General features: G+C 62.7%; 24 protein-coding genes. 11 read left to right on the forward strand and 13 right to left on the reverse strand.

Annotated features, from left to right (window positions below):
* The first annotated feature begins 167 nt into the window (after positions 1–167).
* From KPG66_RS09935 to KPG66_RS09950, 4 genes are all read left to right on the forward strand, one after another.
* A complete protein-coding gene (locus KPG66_RS09935; protein WP_237070789.1) occupies positions 168–671 on the forward strand; it encodes a YbhB/YbcL family Raf kinase inhibitor-like protein in 504 nt (167 codons plus the stop codon).
* A 415-nt stretch (positions 672–1,086) separates the two neighbouring features.
* Complete coding sequence (locus KPG66_RS09940) at positions 1,087–1,389, forward strand: DUF1488 domain-containing protein (protein WP_013436017.1); 303 nt, start codon at positions 1,087–1,089, stop codon at positions 1,387–1,389.
* 43 nt (positions 1,390–1,432) lie between these two features.
* The gene (locus KPG66_RS09945) at positions 1,433–2,032 is read left to right on the forward strand and encodes a glycine zipper domain-containing protein (protein ID WP_041753759.1); all 600 of its coding nucleotides are present in this window, start codon (positions 1,433–1,435) and stop codon (positions 2,030–2,032) included.
* A 140-nt stretch (positions 2,033–2,172) separates the two neighbouring features.
* Positions 2,173–2,616, forward strand: coding sequence for a PA2169 family four-helix-bundle protein (locus KPG66_RS09950; RefSeq protein WP_013436019.1), 444 nt, complete (start codon positions 2,173–2,175; stop codon positions 2,614–2,616).
* 190 nt (positions 2,617–2,806) lie between these two features.
* Here KPG66_RS09950 and KPG66_RS09955 read toward each other — a convergent pair whose 3' ends face one another.
* The 6 genes from KPG66_RS09955 to KPG66_RS09980 form a co-directional block, all read right to left on the reverse strand.
* The gene (locus KPG66_RS09955; RefSeq protein ID WP_237070790.1) at positions 2,807–3,154 is read right to left on the reverse strand and encodes a BON domain-containing protein; all 348 of its coding nucleotides are present in this window, start codon (positions 3,152–3,154) and stop codon (positions 2,807–2,809) included.
* Between the two features lie 52 nt (positions 3,155–3,206).
* Positions 3,207–4,097 (reverse strand): YihY/virulence factor BrkB family protein, encoded by an 891-nt coding sequence (locus KPG66_RS09960; RefSeq protein WP_237070791.1) that lies wholly within the window; start codon positions 4,095–4,097, stop codon positions 3,207–3,209.
* Between the two features lie 140 nt (positions 4,098–4,237).
* On the reverse strand, positions 4,238–5,704 hold the full coding sequence (gene otsA / locus KPG66_RS09965) for an alpha,alpha-trehalose-phosphate synthase (UDP-forming) (RefSeq protein WP_237070792.1): 1,467 nt from the start codon (positions 5,702–5,704) through the stop codon (positions 4,238–4,240).
* A gap of 154 nt (positions 5,705–5,858) precedes the next feature.
* The gene (locus tag KPG66_RS09970) at positions 5,859–6,068 is read right to left on the reverse strand and encodes a hypothetical protein (protein WP_049786413.1); all 210 of its coding nucleotides are present in this window, start codon (positions 6,066–6,068) and stop codon (positions 5,859–5,861) included.
* Positions 6,069–6,300: 232 nt separating this feature from the next.
* Positions 6,301–6,522 carry a hypothetical protein gene (locus KPG66_RS09975; RefSeq protein WP_237070793.1) on the reverse strand — a complete coding sequence of 74 codons (222 nt, stop codon included), beginning with the start codon at positions 6,520–6,522 and terminating at the stop codon, positions 6,301–6,303.
* A gap of 139 nt (positions 6,523–6,661) precedes the next feature.
* A complete protein-coding gene (locus KPG66_RS09980; protein ID WP_013436026.1) occupies positions 6,662–8,083 on the reverse strand; it encodes a sigma-54-dependent transcriptional regulator in 1,422 nt (473 codons plus the stop codon).
* 352 nt (positions 8,084–8,435) lie between these two features.
* On the opposite strand from KPG66_RS09980, the gene KPG66_RS09985 reads away from it, so the two are divergent.
* Positions 8,436–9,491, forward strand: a complete 1,056-nt coding sequence (locus KPG66_RS09985) for a sigma-54 interaction domain-containing protein (RefSeq protein ID WP_237070794.1) — start codon at positions 8,436–8,438, stop codon at positions 9,489–9,491.
* Positions 9,492–9,591: 100 nt separating this feature from the next.
* Positions 9,592–9,750 (forward strand): hypothetical protein, encoded by a 159-nt coding sequence (locus tag KPG66_RS09990; RefSeq protein WP_157864421.1) that lies wholly within the window; start codon positions 9,592–9,594, stop codon positions 9,748–9,750.
* A 359-nt stretch (positions 9,751–10,109) separates the two neighbouring features.
* On the opposite strand, the gene KPG66_RS09995 is transcribed toward KPG66_RS09990, so the two are convergent.
* Complete coding sequence (locus KPG66_RS09995) at positions 10,110–11,456, reverse strand: ABC transporter ATP-binding protein (protein WP_041754432.1); 1,347 nt, start codon at positions 11,454–11,456, stop codon at positions 10,110–10,112.
* A gap of 17 nt (positions 11,457–11,473) precedes the next feature.
* A complete protein-coding gene (locus KPG66_RS10000; protein ID WP_237070795.1) occupies positions 11,474–13,243 on the reverse strand; it encodes an ABC transporter permease in 1,770 nt (589 codons plus the stop codon).
* A 292-nt stretch (positions 13,244–13,535) separates the two neighbouring features.
* Here KPG66_RS10000 and KPG66_RS10005 point away from each other — a divergent pair, with 292 nt between their 5' ends.
* Positions 13,536–13,802: a double-stranded DNA-specific endonuclease gene (locus KPG66_RS10005; protein WP_041753763.1), complete on the forward strand. Its 267-nt coding sequence runs from the start codon at positions 13,536–13,538 to the stop codon at positions 13,800–13,802.
* 42 nt (positions 13,803–13,844) lie between these two features.
* On the opposite strand, the gene KPG66_RS10010 is transcribed toward KPG66_RS10005, so the two are convergent.
* A complete protein-coding gene (locus tag KPG66_RS10010) occupies positions 13,845–15,143 on the reverse strand; it encodes an ATP-binding protein (RefSeq protein WP_041753764.1) in 1,299 nt (432 codons plus the stop codon).
* Complete coding sequence (locus KPG66_RS10015; protein ID WP_013436036.1) at positions 15,127–15,849, reverse strand: response regulator; 723 nt, start codon at positions 15,847–15,849, stop codon at positions 15,127–15,129. Before KPG66_RS10015 ends, KPG66_RS10010 begins: the two co-directional genes overlap by 17 nt.
* 584 nt (positions 15,850–16,433) lie before the next feature.
* On the opposite strand from KPG66_RS10015, the gene KPG66_RS10020 reads away from it, so the two are divergent.
* The 3 genes from KPG66_RS10020 to KPG66_RS10030 are packed head-to-tail and all read left to right on the forward strand — an operon-like array spanning position 16,434 to position 18,660.
* The gene (locus KPG66_RS10020; protein WP_013436039.1) at positions 16,434–17,123 is read left to right on the forward strand and encodes an ABC transporter permease; all 690 of its coding nucleotides are present in this window, start codon (positions 16,434–16,436) and stop codon (positions 17,121–17,123) included.
* Positions 17,124–17,138: 15 nt separating this feature from the next.
* Positions 17,139–17,852: an ABC transporter permease gene (locus tag KPG66_RS10025; protein WP_237070796.1), complete on the forward strand. Its 714-nt coding sequence runs from the start codon at positions 17,139–17,141 to the stop codon at positions 17,850–17,852.
* A 28-nt stretch (positions 17,853–17,880) separates the two neighbouring features.
* Positions 17,881–18,660 carry an ABC transporter ATP-binding protein gene (locus KPG66_RS10030; protein ID WP_272907064.1) on the forward strand — a complete coding sequence of 260 codons (780 nt, stop codon included), beginning with the start codon at positions 17,881–17,883 and terminating at the stop codon, positions 18,658–18,660.
* Between the two features lie 123 nt (positions 18,661–18,783).
* Here the strand turns inward: KPG66_RS10030 and KPG66_RS10035 are convergent, their stop codons facing one another.
* The 3 genes from KPG66_RS10035 to zwf all read right to left on the reverse strand — a co-directional run bounded on the left by KPG66_RS10035 (position 18,784) and on the right by zwf (position 22,910).
* Positions 18,784–20,703: a bifunctional transcriptional regulator/glucokinase gene (locus KPG66_RS10035; RefSeq protein WP_237070798.1), complete on the reverse strand. Its 1,920-nt coding sequence runs from the start codon at positions 20,701–20,703 to the stop codon at positions 18,784–18,786.
* The gene (pgl, locus tag KPG66_RS10040; protein WP_041754434.1) at positions 20,684–21,370 is read right to left on the reverse strand and encodes a 6-phosphogluconolactonase; all 687 of its coding nucleotides are present in this window, start codon (positions 21,368–21,370) and stop codon (positions 20,684–20,686) included. Before pgl ends, KPG66_RS10035 begins: the two co-directional genes overlap by 20 nt.
* 82 nt (positions 21,371–21,452) lie before the next feature.
* Positions 21,453–22,910 (reverse strand): glucose-6-phosphate dehydrogenase, encoded by a 1,458-nt coding sequence (zwf, locus tag KPG66_RS10045; protein WP_041754435.1) that lies wholly within the window; start codon positions 22,908–22,910, stop codon positions 21,453–21,455.
* 580 nt (positions 22,911–23,490) lie between these two features.
* Here zwf and hpaR point away from each other — a divergent pair.
* Positions 23,491–23,997: a homoprotocatechuate degradation operon regulator HpaR gene (hpaR, locus tag KPG66_RS10050; RefSeq protein WP_013436044.1), complete on the forward strand. Its 507-nt coding sequence runs from the start codon at positions 23,491–23,493 to the stop codon at positions 23,995–23,997.
* The last annotated feature ends 21 nt before the right edge of the window (positions 23,998–24,018 follow it).

A 24,018-nucleotide genomic window follows, 5' to 3' on the forward strand; every position in this document is an offset into this window, starting at 1 on the left:
CTGCATCTCATCGCCCCGCGCGCGGCGCCCGCCCCCTGTGGCGTCACGCGTGATGCTACACTCGCTCGTCTGGCGCGAACGCGGCGACACGCGCGTCGCACGGCAATGCCATGCGGCCGCCGTCACGTCGCGGCGCCGCGCGCCGTCAACCTACCGGAGCAACGTCCATGGCTGAATTTCGCATTTGGTCCGATCGGTTCTCGCACAATGGATTCATGCCCAAGCAGCAGGAATACGATAACCGCTCGTTTGGCGTCGACGGCGGCAACGTGTCGCCCGCGCTGCAATGGGCCGACCCGCCCGCCGATACGAAGAGTTTCGCACTGACCGTGTACGACCCGGACGCGCCGACCGGCAGCGGTTTCTGGCACTGGGTTCTCGTCAATATTCCGGCGCACGTGCGCTCACTGCCGGATGACGCCGGCAAGGCCGACGGCAGCCTGCTGCCAGCCGGTGCGCTGCAGCTACGCAACGACTATGGCACGGTGGGCTTTGGCGGTGCGGCGCCGCCACGTGGTGACACGCCGCATCGGTACGTGTTCCGCATCCACGCGCTGAAGGTCGACGCGCTGCCGCTTGGCACGGACGCAACCAACGCAGTGGCGCGCTTCATGATCCACTTAAACGAAATCGACTCGGCCACCTATACAGGTCTGTACGAGTTGAAGTAATTAGACGCGCACGCGAGACCTAACGAGGGCTTACCACTAGCCTCGCGCTGCTGGCCACGCTCAACGCACACCCGTGCACGACTCACATCGTGTCACGCAGGCGCTGTGCAGCTTCGGCTTCGCCTGTTCCAATCGCCCAACAAACGCCCCATGCTCGCGCCGTCGCCACGCAAGCGCGGCGACGGCGTGAGTGGCATGTTCGGCACGGTACCACTAACCAGTCAAACTGCCGGCGCAGCCCTCGTTGCGCTGATTTTTCAATGTCACCGGCAACCAGGGGACCGTCTCCATGGTGACGGTGGCGGCCATCTTTTCAACACTGGCGGCAGCGATAAACCTTGTGCGTTGACGCGGCGTCGTTCCAGTGCATCGCGGCTAATCGGCTATAGGCATGCTGCTTGCTTGAAAGAGGGGCATGAACGAATCACCCAAACCATCACGGCATATCACTTTCGAGGACGCGCCACCCTCCTTCGATGGCGCACGGATGATGCTTGACTTCATCGCGTCTGTCGATGGGCGCCCAGTGCGGTGCTCAGTGAGCGCCGAAGCGCTCGAGGACCACTTCGGCGCCGCGTCCGCGCTCGAGAGCGCATTACTGCAGGCGTTCGAGCGCGGACGCGACCCCATCCATCGAGTCGCCCGGCTCGCACTGGAGGACAACGGCGGTCAACCTGTCGTGCTGCACAGTGGTTTATTCCGGATCTCGGCAAACTAGCGCCGTCAGGCGAACTGACCACTCATCCTGCAAAGGAGGCTTCATGTCACTAATCGTTGCGGGACGCTTCACTTCGTTCCCTCAAGCCGAACGCGCTTCGCAGGCGCTGTTCGAGCACGGTTTTGTCCAAGAGGACGTTACCCTCTTCTTCGTTAACCCACCCGGCCAGCACGCGCGCTTTCCGATCGGCGGCGACGTATCGACCGACCCCGGCGCACGCGAAGCGCCGAAGGGGGCAGCCAAGGGCGTCGCGTTGGGTGCTGTCGTGGGTGCGGTCGTTGGCGTCGCGATCTTTGCGCTGGCGAGCGCGCCAATGCTCGTATCGATCATCGCCGCCGGGGTCGGCGCTTACGTCGGCTCGATGATCGGCGCGATGAGCCATACTCGGCGCGCGCTCGAGCAGCATCAGGGGCGTGAGCGCTTCGTCGACCGCGAGGCGCGTGACGCCGGCGTACTGGTTGCCGTGCATGTGGACGCGGCCACGCAGGAGAACGCCTCGCGTGTGTTGCGCGACGCAGGTGCGCTAGATATCGAGCGCGCATCCGGACGCTGGCGCGACGGACGCTGGGCTGACTTCGACCCGACTCGCGCGCCACACGTGGAGCGTGACAGCCAGTCTGATCTCAACGAGCGGCACACTTAGTCCGCCGCATTGCGGTTGGCCAGGCCACCGGTAGCCGGATAGGCGAGGCTACCGGTAGCCAAACAGGTGGAACGGCCACCCGCACACCGGATCTGCGCGGTGCGCAGTTTCCGCTCAACCACAACCAACGGAGGTACACGATGGCAACTCATATTGTTTCCGTTCTAAACAACCTGATTGAAACGTCCAAAGACGGCGAAGCTGGCTTTCGCAAGGCGGCAGAGGACACATCGAACCCGGAATTGAAGGCGCTGTTTACCAGCCGCGCGCAATCGTGCGCGCAAGCGGTCAGCGAACTGCAAGCCGCCATTCATTCAATCGGTGGCAAGGCCGAAGACCACGGGTCCGCGTCCGGTGCGCTGCACCGTGGCTGGATGGACCTAAAGTCAGCCATCAAGGGCCGCAGCGACCACGAGATCCTGGCGGACTGCGAAAAAGGTGAGGACGTAGCCAAGAAACACTACCGCCAGGCACTCGATGAAGCATTGCCCGCGGACATCCGGATGCTCGTCGAGCGGCAATACGAAGGCGTACTCAAGACTCACGATCGCGTACGCGAATTGCGTGATGCTACAGCACGATAGTTTGGCTATCCCGGATGCGGCGCCACACGCCGCGTCTGGCACCCGCCACATCTGGCGTCTGTCAGATGTGGCGGGTGCCACGTCTGACGGACGCGGCATCTAGAGGACGCATGGGGACGCATCCATCAGGCCGCTTCGCCACAGTCGTGGCGCATCACCACGCGACGTCTTAGCGTGTGGCGAAATAGCGTTAATTCGCAATGTGCAGCTCGTTATGCACGCGGGTCACGCCGTCAACCGTCCTAGCCGCCGTGGTGGCGGCCTCCTTTGCCTCACGGCTAGGCACTGTCCCGGTCAAGCGCACCGCGCCAGCCGTGGTCTTCACATGGATATTTTGAAAGCCTTTCACGTCCTTTGCGTTCAGCAATGCGGCCTTAACCTTCGTAGTAATGGCGCCATCGCTGATTTTCTCGCTAACCGTCTCGGAAGCCGACGATTGCGTAGCGCTGTTGCTGCTCACAGTCTGCGCGGCCAGCCCGGCCATATGAGCTGCACAGATCATGCCGATGGTAATGCGGATCCATGGTGTCGTTTGCATTGTTTTCTCCCAGATTGAGATGGCAAGGGTGTTGCAAGGGTCGTACCCGCGGTCAATGCGTGTCGTTGCGTCGGCGCGCGGCGGTCGCGCTCACTTCCGCACCGAGTAGGAACACCGACGACGAGAAATACAGCCACATCAGCAGCACGGCGAGGGAGCCCGCAGCGCCAAACGTATTGGCAGTGCCCACGTGTGCCAAGTAAAACGCAAAGATATTCTTGCCGCCGGAGAACAGCAGTGCCGCCGCCAAGCCACCCGCCAACGCATCGCGCCATTGGAGCGACGCATCGGGGACGAACTTGAGCATCGCGGAGAATGCCAGCCATAGCGAGCCGAGCGTGGCCACGTGCTGCACCGCATTCGCTATCAGGTACGAGGCGCTTTGCGGTCCCCAGAACCAGTGCCCGGCCACGCTGATTACCGTATCCAGAATCAACAGCACGACAATCAAGAATGCCACGCCAAGCACCAGGCCAAACGAGATCAAGCGCACCCGTACCACGCTGAGCAGGCTGGCGCGCGTATCGGGTTCCGGCGCCGGCCAAATCGCGTTCAACGCGCTGTTCAATGTCGAGAATGTTGCAGATGCGCCAATCACGATACCCAGGATCGACACCATGGTCGTATGCGTTGCCCTATCGGCATGCCACGCGTTCGCCACGATGGCCTGCACGCCTTGTGCGGCTTCGTCGCCGACCACGCCGCGTATTTCGCCGAACAACCGGCCTTGCACCGCATCCTGACCGAAAAAAAAGCCGGCCACTGCGATAACGATGACCAGGGTGGGTGCGAGTGAAAATGCGGTATAGAACGCGATCGACGCCGCCATCGTTGGACAGCGGTCCTTGATCCAGTGCGTGACCGGATCTGATACCCAAGCCAGCAGGTCCATCGTGCGCGAGCGCATCGATTGAGCGCGGGCCGCGAGGGTCGGTTTGGCCATACTCGTGTTCCCCGTTGTACAACAACGTGCGGTGGGCGTACGGCGCCGCGGCCCACCGCCATCGTGTGCGGCAACAGCGCTGCCGCACGGCACGCCACCGCAGCGGAGCACGACCGCCACCCTCCGTATTTTTCAGCCTATCAAGACAACGTGCTGGCGGGCAACCGCACCGGCACACCGGGCCGCGCGAACGCCGACGGCTGCGCCATCACACGCAGCGTCAACGCGTCATCGCGGTCCACCACTTCACGCAGATCACGCATGAATGAATCGCGCCATACAGACAGGTCGTTCTGCCGCAATACTGCCATCATCGCCTGGTGCCGCTGTTGCCGGTCCACCAAAGGCATCGACAACGCGCGGCGCATCGCGTCGGCGACCTGCACCAGGTCGAACGGGTTGACAATCAAGGCACCCGGTAATTGGTCTGCTGCACCGGCAAACTGCGACAACACAAGCACGCCAGGATCGGCGGGGTCTTGCGCCGCGACGTATTCCTTCGCCACCAGATTCATGCCGTCACGCAGCGGCGTCACACACCCGACCTGGGCCGCGCGGAACAGCGCCATCAGTAAGTTGCGTTCATAGTTGCGGTTCAGGTACAGGATCGGGGTCCAGTCCAGTTGGGCAAAACGGCCGTTGATCCGGCCCGCCTCCGCCTCCAGGTTCTTGCGAATCGACTGGTAGTTTTGTACGTCGGTACGCGTAGGCGGTGCAATCTGCATCAGTGACACGTGCCCAGCCAGGCTCGGCGAATCCAGCAACAGCCGTTCGAATGCCTGAAGCCGCTCGGCCAGCCCCTTCGAGTAGTCGAGCCGATCTACACTGATGATCAGCTTGCGCTCGCGCATATTGTCGCGCAACCCGACCACCTGCTTGCGGCTGGCGTTTTGCTGCGCAGCTTTCGCAATGGCATCCGGGTACACGCCGATCGGATACGCGGCGGCCTTGAATCGGTGGCCGAATGCTTGGACCATCCCATTGCCAAGCAACTGCCCGCCGAATTCGCGCTGCACAATGTCAGTAAAAGACTGCAGATCGCTGTCCGTCTGGAAGCCGACCACGTCGTAACTGCACAGCGCCTTGAGCAGTGTGGCGTACGGCGGAATCGTATGCAGCACCTCGGGTGCCGGAAACGGAATATGCAGGAAAAACCCAATCGGATTGCGCATGCCGAGTTCGCGGCATGCCTTGCCGAACGGGATCAAGTGGTAGTCGTGCACCCAGATGAGGTCGTCCGGCCGAACCAGCTTCTGCAACTGCCGGGCGAGCATCCCGTTGACGCGCATATAGCCTTCGTAATCGGCGCGGTCGAACCGCGTCAGGTCGTTTCGATAATGAAAAGCAGGCCACAGCGTCGCGTTCGAAAAACCGCGATAGTACTGGTCATAGTCGCGCCGACTAAGGCCGACTGTTGCGTAGGTCACGTTGCCTCGGGTCTCGATCGTGGGCTTGCCCGCCTCACTGCCGATCTCGCCATTCCAGCCAAACCATACGCCGCCGGCCTCCTTCAGCGCATCGTAGACGCCGATTGCCAGCCCTCCTGCCGCGGGACGGCCCTCCTGCGCCGGGGCGACCCGATTGGATACCACGATCAATCTGCTCATAGGGATTGCCACCTGCTGTCTGTTTAAATGAAGCGACCGGCACCATCATGCAAGTTTCATGCCGATTGCCGCAGTGCACAAAAAAAGGCCGAGCACAATCCACGCCCCGAAGGGCGCGATGGCGCAAAGCCCCAAGGAAATGGCCAGACTCGCGTTACGCGTCCTGCTCTGTCCCGATTTCTCGCTGATAGTCCAGGTCGGCACGACGAGCGCCGCCCTGGTTGTCGACGCCATCTGCCGGCGTGTCGGGTGCAGGCCGGTTCTGCCCGGCCGATATGCTGTTTTCGTGGTCGCCCGCGTTACCCGTGCCGGTGGTCGGCAACCGGTCCGGCCGTTGGCCGGCTTGTGTGTTTGGTCGGCTCATTGCGCCTCCAACTTGCACTGCGTGGTTCCTGATTGTAGCGTACCCGTCCGGCGGGCTTTCGCACCGTCTTCGCATGTCGCAGTAAGCGTTACGCCCCGGGTTGTAACCCTTACAACGACAGGTGAACTGACGAGCCTTCCCGGGCGCCGCGGCCTGTGTCGTCGCGTGAGTCCCTAGATCAATGTTCGCGCGAGCCATTGAGCCACGCGGCGCGCCCACGCAGGCGACGCCGTCAAGACGCGTGGAACGTCGGTGTTTGCACGTGCGGCATGTCCGGGCCTTGCGGCGGCGGATCGCCAATCGGCGGCATATCAGGCCCGGGTGGATCGCGCGTCGGGTCAGGCGGCGCTTCGTCCGGGGGCATGTCCGGCGGCGGCACCTCGGGCGGATGCGGCGGCGTGGGCGTGGGTGGATCGGGTTGCGGCGCATGGGCGCGCCATTCGAGCGTTGACATAGGTCGCTTCCTCAAAAGAGATAATACGACCTTTAGCAACGCATATGCCGGCTACCCCCTGCTGCTGAAGAACCGGCCGCTCAGTCCCGCTCACGCCCCAACGCCTGTTCATCAATCACCGGCCAAGCCTATCTATCCGTCAGTTATCGGCGTACTTCGTCCCGACGTTCTCTGATGCGTCGTCGCTGTCGCCGGCGTCCTCGCCCGATGCGTTGCGCGCGTCATCGCCATATTCGACTAAGCGGTTGTACAGCGTCTTCAAGCTAATGCCGAGAATCTCCGCAGCCCGCGTCTTCACACCACCGCATTGCTCCAATGTGGCCAGAATCAGTTGGCGGTCCGCTTCGGCTAGTGACGTGCCGAATGGGATGGTTACCGCAGTGCCAGCGGACGGCTTGGACAATGAGATCTGCAGCGGCACCGATGCGGTCGCGGACGAATCAGCCGGCGACATGATGTAGGCGCGCTGCACGTAGTTCTTGAGTTCGCGCACATTGCCGGGCCACGTGTACGACAGCATCGTTTCCTTGACCGAAGGCGGAAAGTGCTTGTCCGTGCCGTAGCGCTGGTTGAGTTCGTCCAGAAAGCTCTGTGCAAGCAACTCGACATCCTTACCGCGCTCGCGCAGCGGCGGCAGGCTAATCGGAAATACGTTCAGCCGATGATAAAGATCCAGCCGCAGCTTGCCCTCGAGCACCGCCTGCTCGGGATCGCGATTGGTCGCCGCGATCAGCCGCACGTCGGTCTCGATCTCCTTGGTAGTACCGACCCGCATGAATACGCCCGTCTCGAGTACGCGCAGCAGCTTAACCTGCAACTCGATCGGCATTTCGGTGATCTCGTCCAGAAATAACGTACCGCCGCTGGCGCGCTCAAAATAGCCCTTGTGCTGTCGGTCCGCGCCAGTGAACGCACCCCGCTCATGACCGAACATTTCCGACTCGATCAGCGTCGGCGACACCGCGCCACAATTGACGGCCAGGAACGCCTGCTTGCGTCGTAAGCTCAACTCGTGCAAGGTCTGCGCGGCCACTTCCTTGCCAGTGCCGGATTCACCCACCAGCAGCACCGAAGCGGAGGTCGGCGCCACCCGGTTGATCTGGTCATAGACCTGCTGCATCGCCGCCGAATTGCCTAGCATCAAGCCAAAACGCCCAAAGCGGCGCAACTCGCCACGCAGCGTGCCAATCTCGGCGCGCAGGTCGCCGGTACGCGGGATCCTGCCGAGGATCGCCTTAACCCGTTGCACATTGATCGGCTTGACGAGGTAATCCGTTGCGCCCATCTTCAGCGCACTGACCGCGGACTCCACGGTAGCGTGCCCGGTAATGACCACGATCTCTACGCCGGAGCGTAAATCCAGATCGTTGAACAAGTCCACGCCGCTGCCATCCGGCAGCTTCAAGTCGGTAAAGACGACGTCTGGCACCTGCCTGACGATCTGGATACGCGCCTCGCGCACGTCGCCGGCCATCGCGATGGTCAGACCATCGCCCGTGACGATCTCCGCCAACGCATTACGGGAATTGGGGTCGTCATCGACTATCAGTATATGCGGCATGAGAAAGAAATCGTGTCCGGAAAAAAGCGGCAAGTCGGCAGCCCCCACGGACGTTGCGCGTCAACGCGCATGCGACGTGCCGCCGTCCTGCCAATTTGAAAAATTTGCTTGCCCCATCCAGGACTATTACGCCAATTGCGTAATAATTGCCATTTAGAAGTCTTATTCGGTGCGTAAACTTGATTATAAAGAATAATCGACACGCTCGGGGCACCCAGTGTAACCGCTTCCGGTCGGCCGCTCAAAACGCAATTCGTTTACGCCAAAACACCTGACGCTTCAAAATAAGCAATTGCGGCTGGGTTGGCGCGGGTGGTTAAATAGGGTTCTTTGCACCAGAAAGCAATACACCATGTCGTCAAGCGAGGCGGACGCGCTAGTAGCGTCCGATGAACAGCAATCACTTAAGTTCCCGCACCCGAGCGTGCCGGGCCTGAAGTCGTTCGGCCTGCTGTATGGCTCGTCCGACGCCATGCTGGATTTGTACGAGCAAATCGAGCGGGTCGCGGCCACCGACGCGACCGCGTTGATCGTCGGCGAGTCCGGAACCGGCAAGGAGTTAATCGCGCGCACGATCCATGACGCCAGCCACCGCGAGCAGGGCCCGTTCGTCGCGGTCAATTGCGGCGCCATCCCGGACAACCTGATCGAGGCCGAGTTGTTCGGCCATGAAAAGGGCAGCTTTACGGGCGCCGTGCAAGGCCGCATCGGCTACTTCGAACATGCGCACGGCGGCACGCTGTTTCTAGACGAGGTCACCGAGATGTCGCCGGTGCGTCAGGTCAAGCTGCTGCGTGCGTTGGAGACCGGCACGTTCTATCGGGTTGGCGGCAACGAGTTGATTAGCGCCAACGTGCGCGTGATCGCCGCGACCAATCGCGACCCAGCTACCGCGGTCAAGGAAAACGGGCTGCGCGAAGACCTGATGTACCGGCTTGCGGTTTTCCCGTTGCGCGCGCCGCCGCTGCGCGAACGTGATGGCGACCGCGAACTGCTCGCGCAGCATTTTTTGGCCGAGTTGAACGCACAGGAAAATACCAATAAGGCATTCAGCAAGCGCGCGCTCGACACGTTGCGTACTTATTCGTGGCCGGGTAACGTGCGCGAATTGAAAAATGCGGTCTATCGTGCTTTCATTCTGGCGGAGAAAACCGTTGAGATTCAGCACCCGCATCTGACGTCGCGGGTCAAGAAGCCGGTGCTGCAAGGTGAGGCAATGAGCATCTGGGTCGGCACGCCGCTTGCCGACGCGCAAAAGCAAATCATCCTGGCAACCCTGAAGCACTGCGGCGGCGACAAGCGGCGCGCGTCCCAAACCCTGGGCATCAGCCTGAAGACGCTATACAACCGTCTGGGCACGTACGAGGCACAGGCGTGCACGGACTCACCCGAGAGCAACGAAGGCTGAGCCGTTGCGTACGTGCGGCGCAGCGTCTACCAGGACAAGATCGCGCGCGCCGCCGGGTCGCTCCGATGGGCCAAAGGTCCCCTGGGCCAGCCCGCATGTAGTGCAGATCGAGCTCCACGAACGAGGTCGCGTCACGGTCAGCCGTGTGATCAGCACCGGTGCGCTGGACCGTAAGGAAATCGTGTTTTCGGTCGACTCGCCGAAAAAGGCGTCGGGCAACGGCGGGAGCGCGGACGGGTTTTATGTCGCGGCGATTTGACGCGACGGCAATGCATGGCGCTAGGCGTCGGCGAAGCCGGCCATGCCGCGCTGGAGAGCACGGCAATGATCGTTCCGCGCGCGTCCGCGCCGGCGCCTGCACGGCTGGCATCGCGACGCTGACCGCCGTATGCGCGCTGCGCGGCGCTCAGTCGATTGGCGGTTTCGCCGACGCGGCAACGGACGCGACCCGCAGATGCATGCCTGCTGGTAGTTTGCCAGCGCATGCCGACAAGGCGGGCGCTGGAAGTGGGCAGTCGCCGAGCCGACCGTCGAGCACTGAGGTTCGCTGCAATAGCAGCCGCGCTCAAGACCCGACGCCCCTATCAAGACCTGACGTCCCTCAAGGCTCGACGCCTATCAGGATTCAACGTCCTCCAGGCTGAAGATCTCAGTCTGGTCGTTGTACGAAAAGATCTCACCGTAGCGACCCCAATTGATGACCGCGTCGAGCGTTTCCTCCGCGGCACTATCCGACAAGTAGTCCTCGAGCTCCTGCTCGAAACGCACCCGCGGCGCACGATGGCCGGGCCGTTCATTGAGGACCCGCTTGATCCGCGCTGCCAGCGGCACGTGGCGCAGCAGATGATCGGCGAACATCATCTTGCGCTCCTGCGTACCGCATTCGGCAAATACACGGGCCGGCGGCGTCAGGAAGATATCGCCCTCACGCACGTCGGCAAAGCCCAGCCATTGCAGCACTTCGGCAATCGGGAACAGGTCGTCGACCTCCAGGTGCAGCGTGCGAGCGATCTCGGGCATGTCGGCTCGGCCGTGGTACGGTGCGGTCGCCAGCGTCTCGATCAAGCCGGCCATCAAGTTGGTCGACACATGTGGCAACCAGCTGTGCAGCTCCAGGCCCTTGCGCGGCGCGCCGGCGCTCGGACGCGCCGTCATCTTCGCGTAGATGTCATCGACCAGGCGGCGGAACGCCGGATCGAGCCGGTTACGCGGATGCTTGAACGGCACCTGGATCTCGGCTAGTACGCGCCCCGGGTTGGACGACAACACCAGGATTCGATCGCACATGAACACCGCCTCTTCGATATTGTGCGTGACGATCAGCACGGCCTTGATCGGCATGCGGCCTTGCGTCCACAAGTCCAGCATGTCGGTGCGCAACGTCTCGGCGGTGAGCACGTCCAGCGCCGAGAACGGTTCGTCCATCAGCAACAGCGTCGGATCCACCACCAGCGCACGGGCAAAGCCCACGCGCTGGCGCATCCCGCCGGACAGCTCGCGCGGGTACGCGTTCTCGAACCCGTCCAGCCCGATCAAGTCGATCGCAGCCAGCGCGCGCTCACGCCGGATGCGCGCGGGTACGCCCTGGGCTTCCAGGCCCGCTTCGACGTTCTGCAGCACGGTAAGCCACGGGAACAGCGCAAAGGTCTGGAAAACCATCGCGACGCCTTCCGCTGGGCCCCGCAGCGGCTGACCGCGATAGGACACCTCGCCCCCCGACGGCGAAATCAGCCCTGCAATGATGCGCAGCAGCGTGGACTTGCCGGAGCCGGAGCGTCCGAGCAAGCCGACGATCTCGCCCTCGCGGATCGACAGGTTGACGTCGTCGAGCACCAGCAGCTCGCCCTGGGTCTTCTCGAACCCACGCCGCACGTGGTCGACGGACAAAAGGACATCGCCGGGCGTGGGCGCGCTCATGGCGGGCGCTACTGTGACCGGCGCAGCGGCATTCGTGGGATTTTGCATGGCAACCACCGTATTGATCAATCCAGGCGCAGCTTGTTCTCGGCGTAGGCGTACATCGGACGCCACAACAAGCGATTGAAGAGTGTGACGAACAACGACATCACCGCGATGCCGAGGATGATCTTGGGATAATCGCCGTTCGTGGTCATCTGCGCGATGTAAGCACCGAGCCCATGCGCGACTACGTGTGTATCTCCCCATTGCACCGCTTCGGACACGATGCTCGCATTCCACGCGCCGCCGGAAGCGGTGATCGCCCCCGTCACATAGTACGGGAAAATACCCGGCAGCATCACCTGACGCCACCATTGCCAGCCGCGAATGCGAAAATTGGTCGCGGCCTCCTTAAAATCGTTCGGATACGCGCTCGCGCCGGCGATCACATTGAACAAGATGTACCACTGCGTGCCCAGCACAATTAGCGGGGAAAGCCAGATGTCTGGATTGAGCCCGAAACGCACAATCACGATTACGAATACCGGGAACAGCAGATTGGCCGGGAACGCCGCCAAAAACTGCGCGAGCGGCTGAAGCTTCTCGGCCAGCGCCGGACGCAAGCCGATCAGCACGCCCAGTGGGACCCATACGACCGAGGCAATCGCGATCAGCACGAGCACGCGTGCCAACGTTATGCACCCCATCGCGAGCACGTGCCAAACCTCATCCCACGTCACGCCGGTGCTCACATAGCCGATGACGCGCCACAACAAGTACACTGTGCCAGCCAGCACCAACCCGCCCCAGGCGAGATCGCCAAGCCGTGAGGGCTTGCGGTGCGGCCCCACCGCGGGCCCGACCAGCGGCAGCTTGCGCCAACGCAGCGGCAAGCGCGCCATGCGTGCAAACAGCCATCCGGCCGGCACCAGCAACTGGTGAATCAACCGGGTGCGACGTACCAGGTCGAGCAGCCACGATTGGGGCGCGCTCGCCGATGCGGTGTTCTCCATGCGGAACTTGTCAGCCCACGCGACCAGCGGCCGGAACAGCAACTGATCGTACGCGAGGATCACGAGCGTCATCGTCAAGATTACCCAACCGATCGCCGGCAGATTGCGCTCGGTGATCGCCTGCGCCAGGTACGCACCCACGCCGGGCAGCGTGATCGTGTGGTTGCCAACGGTAATCGCCTCAGACGCGACGACGAAGAACCAGCCGCCGGACATCGACATCATCATGTTCCAAATCAGGCCCGGCATCGAGAACGGCACCTCGAGCTTCCAAAAGCGCTGCCAGCCCGTCAGGTGAAAGCCGCGCGACACTTCGTCCAGGTCGCGCGGCACCGTGCGCAGCGACTGGTAGAAGCTGAACGTCATGTTCCAGGCCTGGCTGGTGAAGATCGCGAAGATCGCCGCACACTCCGCTCCGGCGACCCGCGTCGGGAACAACGCAATGAAGAAGGCGACCGTAAACGAGATATAGCCAAGCACCGGTACCGATTGCAGGATATCCAGCATCGGCACCAGCACTTTCTCCGCTCGCCGGCTTTTTGCGGCAAGCGTGCCGTAAGCGAGCGTGAACACGAACGCGGCGAGCATCGCGGCGAGCATCCGCAACGTGGTGCGCAGCGCATATTCCGGCAAATAAATCGGGTCCAGCGAGATCGCCTGAGTCTTCAGCGTCGAGATCGGCGCCATCGTCTGTTCGAAGCCGATCGCCGCCATCGCGATCAGGCCGATGATCAGCGGAAAGGCCACGAAATCCCACCGATTGGGCAACAAGCGCCAAGCGGACGCCGCGGCGTCGCGCTTCGGATCGAAGCGAAAACCGAATTTAAAACCGAAATCCATCAGACAAACTCCCCGGCGCTCTCGGGCATGCGGATGGACCGCGCCGCCGCGCCGGAGCGCGATGGCAAACGCCGCCCATTTTTAAGACCGCCCCGACACTACACTAAGCACCCTGACCGTTACAACCTTTTAACGTGTTTGAATTGTTCCGCCGTTGCGCAGAGGCGGCACGCGCGTCACGCAGCTCAGGGGACCCAGCCGCATCGATTACCTTGCGCGCCGCACGCGCGGCGCGGCGCGGCCGCTGTTAGCGGTTATCATGATGGGTCACTGAATGAATGCAGGAGGCCACATGAAGGGAAATCTCGTCATCATCTGTCGTGACCAGGACGCCCATGAGTTTGACGCGCTGATGGCCGAATACGGCGCCTTCCAAACGAGATTATCGTCGACCGCGTGGTACCTGAAGTTCGACGCGGCGCCCGACGTGATCCAGGAGGAGATCCTGGCACGACTGGGCAAGTACACCACGCACTATATTTTTGAGGCCAACAGCGTCACGTACAACACGATCGACAGCGAAGCCGCCGCGGCATTAAATGCCCTGTTCGGTAATTGACGCGGCCATGCCGTCCCCGCGCGCGCGGATGCACGCCGCGAGTCAGGCCTGCGCGGTGCCCGACTGAGCCGGAAACGCCAGTTCGACGCGCAGGCCGCCGCACTCGTGGTTGCCAAGTCGGCATTCGCCGCCCAGCCGGTTTGTGAGCCGCTCGACGATGGCCAGCCCGAGCCCGCTATGACCGTTGCCGCCGCGCGCCGGGTCCAGCCGCACGAACGGACGGCTTGCATTGAGCAGGTCCTGAGGCGAAATGCCGCCACCCTGGTCGCTGACCGTCAACGTGAAACCTCGCGCCGTACGGACGGTTTCGATCACCACGGGCGGCGCACCGTAGGCATGTGCGTTGTCCAGCAGGTTAGACAACACGCGCTCCAGTGTCGCGGCCGGCAGCACGAAGTCCGGGCCGGCGCGCAGGTCGGTGCAGACGGCGTGCGCCGACGGCGACACCGCGCGATAGGTCCGCGCGATACGGTCGCACTGCTGGTCCACGCCGACTGGCTCGCTGCGATCGGTGCCATCGTGCGCAAACACCAGGAACTGATCGACGATGTGGGTCATCGAGTCGACGTCGCGCACGACGCCGTCACGCGCCTTTACATCGTCGAGCATCTCCGCGCGCAGCCGCAACCGCGCCAGCGGCGTGCGTAAATCGTGCGCAACGCCGGCAAGCATCACGTTGCGGTCCTTGTCGGTCTGCGCGAGATTGCTGACCATCGTGTTGAAGCCGCGCGTGAGCTGACGCAACTCGAGTGGGCCGCGCTCGCGCACGGGGGCGACGGGCAGGCCGCGACCGAACCGAGCGACAGCCTGCGCCAGCGTGCGCAACGGGCGCTGCAATTGCCAGGCGGCGAACAGCGCCGAGAGCACCGCACCAGTGAAAATCAGCCCAAGCCACATCAGCGTGCGGTCCAACGGACGGCGCGGCGAACGCAACGGTTGCAGCGGCACGACGATCCAGCGCTTAAACCCCGGTTCGAGCACCCACAGGCTGGACGGCTTGTTGCCGCCCTTGGCCCGGATCTGCGTGCCGGGCGGCAAGCGATCCTCCAGTTCAGACAGGAAATGCTCAACCGGTGGCGGCACGGGCGGATCCGCCGGGGACGCCACGCCCGGGGTATCGGGCACCACTTTGACTCGCGACGGCAGCGGTTGCTCGGGCGTGCGCTCGACGTGCTGGCGTACTGCCTCGATCAGGAACATCGTTTCCTCGACCGCATAGCGCGCCTGCCACTCGCTGCGCTGCAACCGGATTAGCGCGAACCATGCAAAATGCGCGAGCAGGAGCACGCCAACCACCAGCAATGCCAGCCGTCCGAACAACGAATCAAACGGACGCCGCATGGCCTTCGCCGTCCGGCACGAATACGTAGCCACGGCCGCGCACTGTCTGGATGAAACGCGGCGCGGACGGATCGGTCTCCAACGTGCGCCGCAACCGCCACACCTGCACGTCGATCCCGCGGTCGGTGCCGTCGTACTCGGGCCCGTGCAGCAACTCGAGCAACCGCTCGCGCGTCAGCGTGCGCATCGGATTGTTGGCAAAGATCTTCAGCAATGCGAACTCGCTGCCCGACAAAGCCACAGGCTTGCCGTCCTGCATGAGCGAGCGGGTCTGAAAATCAAGTGTGAAACGGCCGAAGTTAAACGGCTCGCGCTGCTCCGGCGCGGCCGACGGAATGCTGCGACGCCGCCGCAGCACCGCCTGCACGCGGGCCAGCAACTCGCGCGGGTTGAACGGCTTGCCGAGATAGTCGTCCGCGCCCAGCTCCAGCCCGACGATACGGTCGACGTCGTCCGCACGCGCAGTCAGCATGATCACCGGAATGTCGTCGCCCGCGGCGCGCAATTGCCGCAGCGCCGTCAAGCCGTCCACGCCAGGCATCATGAGGTCGAGCACGATCAAGTCGGGCCGTTCCCGCTCGAGCCGCCGCTCCAGTGAAGCCGCATCGTGCAGTACCGACACTTCGATGCCCTGCCGGGTCAGATAATCGCGCAACAGGTCGCGCAACTCCTGATCGTCGTCGATTACGAGGATTTGAGTAGCCATAAGCGGCAGTTTACCGTTACCACGGACCGGATCGCCGCTGCAATGCGTATCCGTCGTTACCGGTTGTTACTGCGTCAGCCAGACGTAATCGCGCGTAACAAACGCTGCACTGAGGGCACGCGACGCAGCAGCGCCTCGCCGCACAGCGCGAAAAATTGCGTGAGCAAACCGTGGCCGCGTAGCTGAACGTCTACAATACGCTAAACGATCAGCAAAAACGACCGGCAGCGGCATACTGAAGACGCACTGGGCACGAATGGAGCAGAGGCAGGCGAAGATGCATGAGTGCTGGAGCGCGCGCGACGCGTATGGCCCGCCCAGGTATCACCGCCGGCGGCCGCTGACGCGCAACCCGAATAAACGCCCCTGCCGGGCCGGCGCTGCGCCAGCCCGGCCCGCCCCACGCGTGGCGGTCCTCGTGTGCCGTTGAGTTAGAATACCGCCCTTCGCGTATCGAGCATCACACAAGCATGCTGCGCACCGGCATCGTGTTGCGCGCATTTTTGGCCAACTGACATAGGCGGTTGTCCCAAAGTGCGCCGGATATTTGACTCATTATTAGACATTAGGCTACTGACTTCACCATGTTCCTGCAAGGGTATGGCCCGGTCATCGCAGCGGGCACGTGGCAAACCATCAAGTTGTCGCTGCTGTCGCTCGCGGTCGCTTTTATGATCGGGCTGCTCGGCGCCGCAGCCAGGCTCTCGCGCAGCCGCATGCCGCGCATGGTCGGCACGGTCTATACCACGTTGATCCGCGGCGTGCCCGATCTGGTGCTGATGCTGCTGGTGTTCTTCAGCATGCAGATCTGGCTGAATCACCTAACCGACCTGATGCAGATCGAGCAGATCGACATCGACCCATTCACCGCCGGTGTACTGACGCTGGGCTTTATCTATGGCGCATACTTCACCGAGACATTCCGCGGCGCGTTCCTGTCGGTGCCGCGCGGCCAGATGGAGGCGGCGGCGGCGTACGGCATGACAAGCTGGCAAGCGTTTTCGCGGGTCATGTTCCCGCAGATGATGCGCTTTGCGTTACCCGGCATCGGCAATAACTGGCAGGTGCTCGTCAAGTCGACCGCGCTGGTATCGATCATTGGTCTTGCCGATGTGGTCAAGGCGTCGCAGGACGCCGGCAAGGGCACGATGCGCTTCTTCTTTTTCACGGTCGTCGCCGGCGCGATCTACTTAGCGATCACGACGCTTTCCAATGTCGTGTTGCTGTACCTGGAGCGCCGCTACTCAACCGGCGTTCGCCGTGCGGATCTCTGATACCCGGGCGCGACGATGATTGAACTGCTGCATACCTACTGGAAAGCCTATCTGTTTACCGATGGCTACAACATCACCGGCGTGGCCATCACATTGTGGCTGCTGGTCGTGTCGATCGGCATCGGTTTCTGCCTGTCGATTCCGCTTGCGGTCGCGCGCGTATCTCGACACAAATGGATCAGCGCCCCGGTCTGGTTGTATACCTACGTATTCCGCGGTACCCCGCTCTACGTGCAGCTGCTGCTGTGCTACACCGGCATCTACAGTCTGGAGTTCGTGCGTTCGCACGACTTTCTCAATGCGTTCTTCCGACAGGGAATGTACTGCACGCTGCTAGCGTTCACGCTGAACACCTGTGCCTACACAACCGAGATTTTCGCCGGCGCGATCCGCGCGACGCCGTACGGCGAGATCGAGGCCGCGCGCGCGTACGGCATGTCCGGCTTCGCGCTCTACCGGCGCGTCATTCTGCCCTCGGCGCTGCGCCGGGCGCTGCCGTACTATAGCAACGAAGTGATCCTGATGCTGCACGCTACCACGATCGCCTTCACCGCGACGGTGCCGGACATCTTGAAGGTCGCACGCGACGTCAATTCGGCCACGTATCAATCGTTCGAGGCGTTCGGCATCGCCGCGCTGCTCTATTTGGGCATTTCGTTCACGCTGGTGGGTCTGTTCCGGCGCGCCGAGCAGCGCTGGCTGGCCTATCTGCGGCCGCAAGGTCAATAAGTTCAATCCGCGAAAGGCTCAACACGCGATGAATTCGCCCATGTCCAAGTTGTTCGTCGATGATCTGCATAAGCGCTATGGCAGCCATGAGGTGCTCAAGGGCATCTCGCTCAAAGCCAAGGCCGGCGATGTGATCAGCATCATCGGTTCGTCAGGCTCTGGCAAGAGCACGTTCCTGCGATGCGTGAACTTTCTGGAACAGCCCAATGCGGGCCGGATCTATGTAGACGGCGTCGAGGTCAAGACCGCGCCGGATCGCAACGGCAACCTGAAAGTCATCGACACCCGGCAGTTGCAACGCGTGCGCACCAAGCTGGCGATGGTCTTCCAGCACTTCAACCTGTGGTCGCACATGACGGTGCTAGAAAACCTCACCGAGGCACCCGTGCATGTGCTGGGCTTGTCGCCCGCGCAGGCGCAGGAGCGGGCGCGCCAGTACCTGGACAAGGTTGGGCTCGGCGCATCAGTCGAGCAGAAATACCCATCGCACCTGTCCGGTGGGCAGCAGCAGCGAGTGGCCATCGCCCGCGCGCTGGCGATGCACCCGGATGTGTTGCTATTTGACGAGCCGACCTCGGCGTTGGACCCCGAGTTGGTCGGCGAAGTGCTGAAGGTGATGCAGACGCTGGCCGAAGAAGGCCGCACGATGATTGTCGTGACGCACGAAATGGCGTTTGCGCGCAACGTGTCAAGCCATGTGATGTTCCTGCACCAGGGCCGCGTTGAAGAACAAGGGCCGCCGCACGAGGTATTCGGCCGCACGAAGAGCGAGCGGCTCAAGCAATTCCTATCCGGCAGCCTAAAATAGCCATTGGCTGGCGCGGCAATGACAGAGGGGGCCGCCACCACACCGCCACGCGAACGGCCCCAGTTTTTACACTGCTGCGAGAGGCACGTATCGGTGCGGATCGGCATGGACCGTACCGTTTTTTTATTGCGTATCGCGCCGTTCCAATGCCGCGCCGTGGCTGAGCCAGTCCAGCACCGCGGCGCAGTCTTCGTCGGCATGCCCACGTACCGCCTCGACCACCTGCTGCATGCCCGCGTCGGGTAACGCGCGCCGGATCGCGACGCCGACCGCCAATATGTCGATTACCAACAAGTGCAGCACACGCGAGATCATCGACAGCTGCGCGTCGCGGATCTCGATAGGGTCCGTCTCCAGCGCGACGCTCGCGCGCTTGGCCAGCGGCGTGTTGCTCGACGTGATTGCAATCACTTGCGCACCAGCTTGCATCGCCACCTCCAGCGTGCGCAGCAACTCCGGCGCCTTGCCGGACTTGGAGACGGCGACAATCACATCGCCCTTGCCCAGCAACGCGGCGGACGCGGCCTGCATGTAAAGGTCACCGTATGCAATGGTCGGGATCCCGAAGCGGAAGAACTTGTAGTGCGCATCCTGAGCGACGATGTTCGAATTGCCCAGGCCGTAGAATTCGATGCGCCGTGCGCTGTTCAGCATGTCGATCGCGCGCTCGACGTTATCGAAGTTCATCTGCTCGCGCAGCTGCAGGATGGCCGACACGGTGTTGTCGAGCACCTTCGCGCCAAAGTCAGTCGCCGAGTCGCCCAGGTGGACCTGGCTGTGGCTCACCGGGTTCGTGCCAGTCAGGCCGGTGGCCAGCTTCAGCTTGAAGTCGGACAATCCTTGGCAGCCAAGCGAGCGGCAGAAGCGGATTACGGTCGGCTGGCTCACCTCGGCCTTGCGCGCGATGTCGATGATCGGATCGTTGATGATCGAGCGCGGGTGGTTCAACGCCAGATCAGCCACGCGCCGCTCGGCCGGCGTGAGCACGTCGCGCATCTGCCGGATGCACTCGAACACGGCTGATCCGCCGCCGGCGTGATGCCCGAGCTGCTCGGCCAGGATCGCGGACACGCCGAGCAAGGCCGGATATTGCGCGGTGATCACGAAGGTTGGGATATTCGCCAAGTACGCCTGGAAACGGCCCTTCGCCTCGAACCGTGCACGAAACGGCGAAGTCGAAAACAACTCGCCCAGATGGGGGATGACGCCGCCGCCGATATAAACGCCGCCCAGCGCGCCGAGTGTGACTGCAATATTGCCAGCAAACGTGCCAAGCACCGCACAGAAGCACTCCACTGCCTCCAACGCGAGCGGCTCGGCCGCCTGCGCGCGCCGCACCACGTCGGCCGGCTCGAGCGGCGTGTCCAGCCGCTTGTTGTCGCGCTCGGCCAGCGCGCGGTAGATCAGTGCCAGTCCCGGTCCTGCGCAAACCCGCTCGAACGACACATGCGGCCACTTCTTGCGCGCATAGTGCAGCACCCGATCCTCGCGCTCGTCCTGCGGCGAGAAGGTGGCATGCCCGCCCTCACTGCCCAGCGCGATCCAGCGCTCGTTTGCGGGAATCAAGCCTGACACGCCCAACCCCGTGCCAGGTCCGAGCAGCCCGATCACACTGTTCTGCCGGCGCACGCCGCCGCCAATCTGCGCGCGTTGCGCATCAGACAGGCTCGGCAGCGCCATGGCCAACGCGGTAAAGTCGTTGACCACCAACAGCGTATCGAAACCTAACGCGCGACGCGTGGCCTCGATTGAAAAACTCCAGTTGTGGTTGGTCATCTGCACCTGATCGCCATCGACGGGATTGGCAATCGCAATGGCCGCGTGGTTCACGCGACCGACCCCGCTGTCCTTCAAGAACTTGCGGATCGCCGCAGCGATGCCCGGATAATCCGCGCAAGAATACACACGGATACCGTCAATCTGTCCCGGTCCGAATTCCAGTGCGAAGCGCGCATTGGTGCCACCTATGTCGGCAAGCAGCCGCGGGCCATCCGAATGTGGACTCTGGCGCGCGAGCACCGCTTTAGGCGCACCAGTAGGCATCGACGTTGACTCCCGTATCGTTGGCCAGCTTGGAGATGGCGTTGTGCTGTGGATGCTCGATCGCAGCGCGCAGCACATCCAGCTTGCGCTGCCCGGAGACCAACAGAAACAACCGGCCGATTTGCCTGAGCGCCGACAGCGACAAGCTGACCCGCAGATGCGGCGCCTGCCGCGGCTCGACCAGCACATAGCGCTCGCGGGTTTGTGTGGCCAGCTCCCACTGCGGCGCGTCGGCGAAGATCGACGCCGTGTGGCCATCTTCTCCCATGCCGAGCACGGCCACGTCGGGCAGCGCGCGCGAAGCATCCGCGTTGAGTGCCGCGACGTGGGCAGCGGGCGCTTGATCGACGTCGACCAGCGACCGGAACACGGCCTGGCGCGCCGCGTGCTGCAGCAACGTGTCGCGCACGAGTCGCGCATTGCTGTCGGCATGCATCGGCGGGACCCAGCGATCGTCGACCAGGGTAACGTCGATGCGCGCCCAGTCGAGCGGGCGTCGCGACAAAGTCTGCAAAAACGGTCGCGGGCTGGTGCCGCCCGACACCGCGAGCGTGGCACGGCCCGCGCCGATATGCGCGGCCAGCGACGACTGCAGCGCGTCGCCGACCGCCTGCGACAGCGCGTCTTGCTGCGCGCGCGGGTCATCAAAAGCGTGAAGCTCGATCACTTCTCCTCCGTACTTCCTGCGACCGCCCACCGACATGGCGGACGGGCCGATTCCTGCTATTCAAGCAAACACAACGCACCGGCTAGTTCTCTTCTTCGAGCCAGCATGTACCATGCTGAGCGAGCATCGCGCTCGCCGCAGCCGGTCCCCACGTCCCCGCTGCGTACGGCTTGGGCGACGTGCCGGGACGAGCCCATTCTTCCAGGATCGGCTCGACCCACTTCCACGCCGCCTCCTGCTCGTCCCGATGCACGAACAATGCCAGCCGGCCATTAATCACATCTAGCAACAGGCGCTGGTATGCTTCCATGCGATCTTCTTTGAAGAACTGGTCGAACGCCAGATCCAGGTGCACGCTTTGCAGGTTCATCCCCTCACCGGGCTGCTTGGCCAGGCAATATAGCCGGATCGATTCGTTGGGCTGCAGCCGGATCACCAGACGATTGGCGCCATTGCACAGCGCCATCGGGCCGAGCGCCGAGTGTGGAACCGCGCGGAAGTTGACGACGATTTCCGCGACGCGATCGGCAAGCCGCTTGCCGGTGCGCAGAAAAAACGGCACGCCGGCCCAGCGCCAGTTTTCGATCTCGACCTTCAACGCGACGAAGGTCTCGGTCGTGCTTGATGCGCTCACGCCGTGCTCGGTCACATAGGCGGGCACCGCGACACCCTTGACCACGCCCGCATGATACTGGCCACGTACCGCGACGCGACTGATGTCACGACGCTCGACGGGCTTGAGCGCGCGCAGCACACGCAGTTTTTCATCGCGCACCGCATCGGCATCCATCGAGTGAGGTGGCTCCATCGCCACGATCGATAGCAGCTGCAATAGATGGTTCTGCACCATGTCGCGCAACGCGCCGGTATGGTCGTAGAAATCGCCCCGTCCCTCGACGCCCAATTCCTCGGCAATCGTGATTTGGATGCTCTCGACCCACTCGCGGCGCCACAGCGGCTCGAACAGTGCGTTGCCGAAACGCAGCGCGAGCAGGTTCTGAACGGGCTCCTTGCCCAGGTAGTGATCGATCCGGTAGATCTGCCCTTCCGCGAAGATCTCGCCGACCGCGTCGTTGATCGCATTGGACGACTCCAGATCGTAGCCAAGCGGCTTTTCCAGCACGATGCGCGCGCCATCGCTCAAGCCCACGGTCGCCAACGCACGACAGATCGACACGAATAGTGACGGCCCAGTAGCCAGGTAGAACACCCGAATGCCGGGCAGCGGTGAAATCGCCTCGCGTAGCAGCGCATAGTCGTCCGGCTGTCCAAGGTCGATCTGCACGAATAAGATGCGCTCAAGGAAGCTGTTCCACGAGGCATCGTCGCCGGTCGGCTTCACGTGCTGGCGCACGTGCGTGTGCATCCATTGCGCGTACGCATCGCGGTCGCCAATGCCACGCGCGACCGCAACGATTCTGCCTGCCGCAGGCAGCATGCCGCCGCGGTGCGCCTGGTACAACGCCGGCAGGATTTTGCGCATCGACAGGTCGCCGGTGCCGCCGAAAAGGACGAACGTAAAGCCTGGATCAACTTGCATTGTGTGTTGACGGTGACGTTGGAAACCTGGCTCGGACAGGCCGTCGCGCAAGGCGCGCAATCGATCGTAGCCCGATAAAAATATTTTGGCACTAAATTGTAGTTTAACTACAATCCCAATCAAGCGATATCAAGCGATCCATCAGGGCAAAGAAAGCTTCGTCTTATCAACCAGTTGCAGTGCAACCTGGCGGTCAGGCAGCGGCCAGCGAATGGTCCCTCAACACCGTTCGTCATGAAACGTGGCAGTCGCCGCGGCCATGACCTCGTGACCGGCAAGGCGGGCCCTAGTTTCATTGGTGTTCTGGAGGCGAGAAACAATAAAATTCCGCGCACCGAAGACCTAGCCACGCATTGCATGACGGCTGGCGCACAACCATTTTTTCGTCCTCCCACGCAAATACGCATCACCTGCCCGCATTGCTGCGCCGCGCATCGCCACGCGACGCCCGGTGATGCGCCAGTTGCATGGCTGTTATACCGATCAGCATGATTGGCGCCAGGATCGGACACCGCGCGAGAGCGCTGCGTTGTGGAACGTATAATAGGCTGCTTCGCCACCCGCCTGATTCCATACAACGATGACCGGTGAATTTAACCATCGCAACCTTGCGATGCTCCTACTCCAGGCGCGCGAAAGCGTCATGGGCATGTTCCGCCCGGTGCTCAAGCAGTTCTCGCTGACCGAGCAGCAGTGGCGAATCATACGCGCGTTGAACGATCATCCGCGTCAGGAAATGGAAGCGGGGCAGATCGCGCGCGTTTGCTGCATTCTCAGTCCGAGCTTGACCGGGGTGCTTGAACGGATGGATCGGGACGGGCTGATCCGCCGTTCGCGCGTCGCGTCCGATCAGCGCAAAGTGATCGTGAGTCTGACGCCGCAAAGCCAAGCGCTCGTCAAGCGGATTAGTCCGCTGATCGACGAACAATACCGGTCATTGGAACATAAGATCGGTGCGAAGACCCTGGCCGAGGCCTACCGCCTGCTCGACACGCTGATCGAGACGCTGCCCGGCGATGCACCCGCTGACAGTGGCGGCGACGCGTCGCATTCGACCAAGCGCGCAATGAGCAATACGGCTGACTGAAACCCGCTTGACCGGAGCGTC

The sequence above is a fragment of the Mycetohabitans sp. B2 genome, from assembly GCF_021733735.1.
Classification (GTDB): domain Bacteria; phylum Pseudomonadota; class Gammaproteobacteria; order Burkholderiales; family Burkholderiaceae; genus Mycetohabitans; species Mycetohabitans rhizoxinica.

Coding starts and splice junctions, on each gene's coding strand:
- KPG66_RS09935 (WP_237070789.1), top strand. CDS start 168: ATGGCTGAATTTCGCATTTGGTCCGATCGGTTCTCGCACAATGGATTC.
- KPG66_RS09940 (WP_013436017.1), top strand. CDS start 1,087: ATGAACGAATCACCCAAACCATCACGGCATATCACTTTCGAGGACGCG.
- KPG66_RS09945 (WP_041753759.1), top strand. CDS start 1,433: ATGTCACTAATCGTTGCGGGACGCTTCACTTCGTTCCCTCAAGCCGAA.
- KPG66_RS09950 (WP_013436019.1), top strand. CDS start 2,173: ATGGCAACTCATATTGTTTCCGTTCTAAACAACCTGATTGAAACGTCC.
- KPG66_RS09955 (WP_237070790.1), bottom strand. CDS start 3,154: ATGCAAACGACACCATGGATCCGCATTACCATCGGCATGATCTGTGCA.
- KPG66_RS09960 (WP_237070791.1), bottom strand. CDS start 4,097: ATGGCCAAACCGACCCTCGCGGCCCGCGCTCAATCGATGCGCTCGCGC.
- otsA (WP_237070792.1), bottom strand. CDS start 5,704: ATGAGCAGATTGATCGTGGTATCCAATCGGGTCGCCCCGGCGCAGGAG.
- KPG66_RS09970 (WP_049786413.1), bottom strand. CDS start 6,068: ATGAGCCGACCAAACACACAAGCCGGCCAACGGCCGGACCGGTTGCCG.
- KPG66_RS09975 (WP_237070793.1), bottom strand. CDS start 6,522: ATGTCAACGCTCGAATGGCGCGCCCATGCGCCGCAACCCGATCCACCC.
- KPG66_RS09980 (WP_013436026.1), bottom strand. CDS start 8,083: ATGCCGCATATACTGATAGTCGATGACGACCCCAATTCCCGTAATGCG.
- KPG66_RS09985 (WP_237070794.1), top strand. CDS start 8,436: ATGTCGTCAAGCGAGGCGGACGCGCTAGTAGCGTCCGATGAACAGCAA.
- KPG66_RS09995 (WP_041754432.1), bottom strand. CDS start 11,456: ATGCAAAATCCCACGAATGCCGCTGCGCCGGTCACAGTAGCGCCCGCC.
- KPG66_RS10000 (WP_237070795.1), bottom strand. CDS start 13,243: ATGGATTTCGGTTTTAAATTCGGTTTTCGCTTCGATCCGAAGCGCGAC.
- KPG66_RS10005 (WP_041753763.1), top strand. CDS start 13,536: ATGAAGGGAAATCTCGTCATCATCTGTCGTGACCAGGACGCCCATGAG.
- KPG66_RS10010 (WP_041753764.1), bottom strand. CDS start 15,143: ATGCGGCGTCCGTTTGATTCGTTGTTCGGACGGCTGGCATTGCTGGTG.
- KPG66_RS10015 (WP_013436036.1), bottom strand. CDS start 15,849: ATGGCTACTCAAATCCTCGTAATCGACGACGATCAGGAGTTGCGCGAC.
- KPG66_RS10020 (WP_013436039.1), top strand. CDS start 16,434: ATGTTCCTGCAAGGGTATGGCCCGGTCATCGCAGCGGGCACGTGGCAA.
- KPG66_RS10025 (WP_237070796.1), top strand. CDS start 17,139: ATGATTGAACTGCTGCATACCTACTGGAAAGCCTATCTGTTTACCGAT.
- KPG66_RS10030 (WP_272907064.1), top strand. CDS start 17,881: ATGAATTCGCCCATGTCCAAGTTGTTCGTCGATGATCTGCATAAGCGC.
- KPG66_RS10035 (WP_237070798.1), bottom strand. CDS start 20,703: ATGCCTACTGGTGCGCCTAAAGCGGTGCTCGCGCGCCAGAGTCCACAT.
- zwf (WP_041754435.1), bottom strand. CDS start 22,910: ATGCAAGTTGATCCAGGCTTTACGTTCGTCCTTTTCGGCGGCACCGGC.
- hpaR (WP_013436044.1), top strand. CDS start 23,491: ATGACCGGTGAATTTAACCATCGCAACCTTGCGATGCTCCTACTCCAG.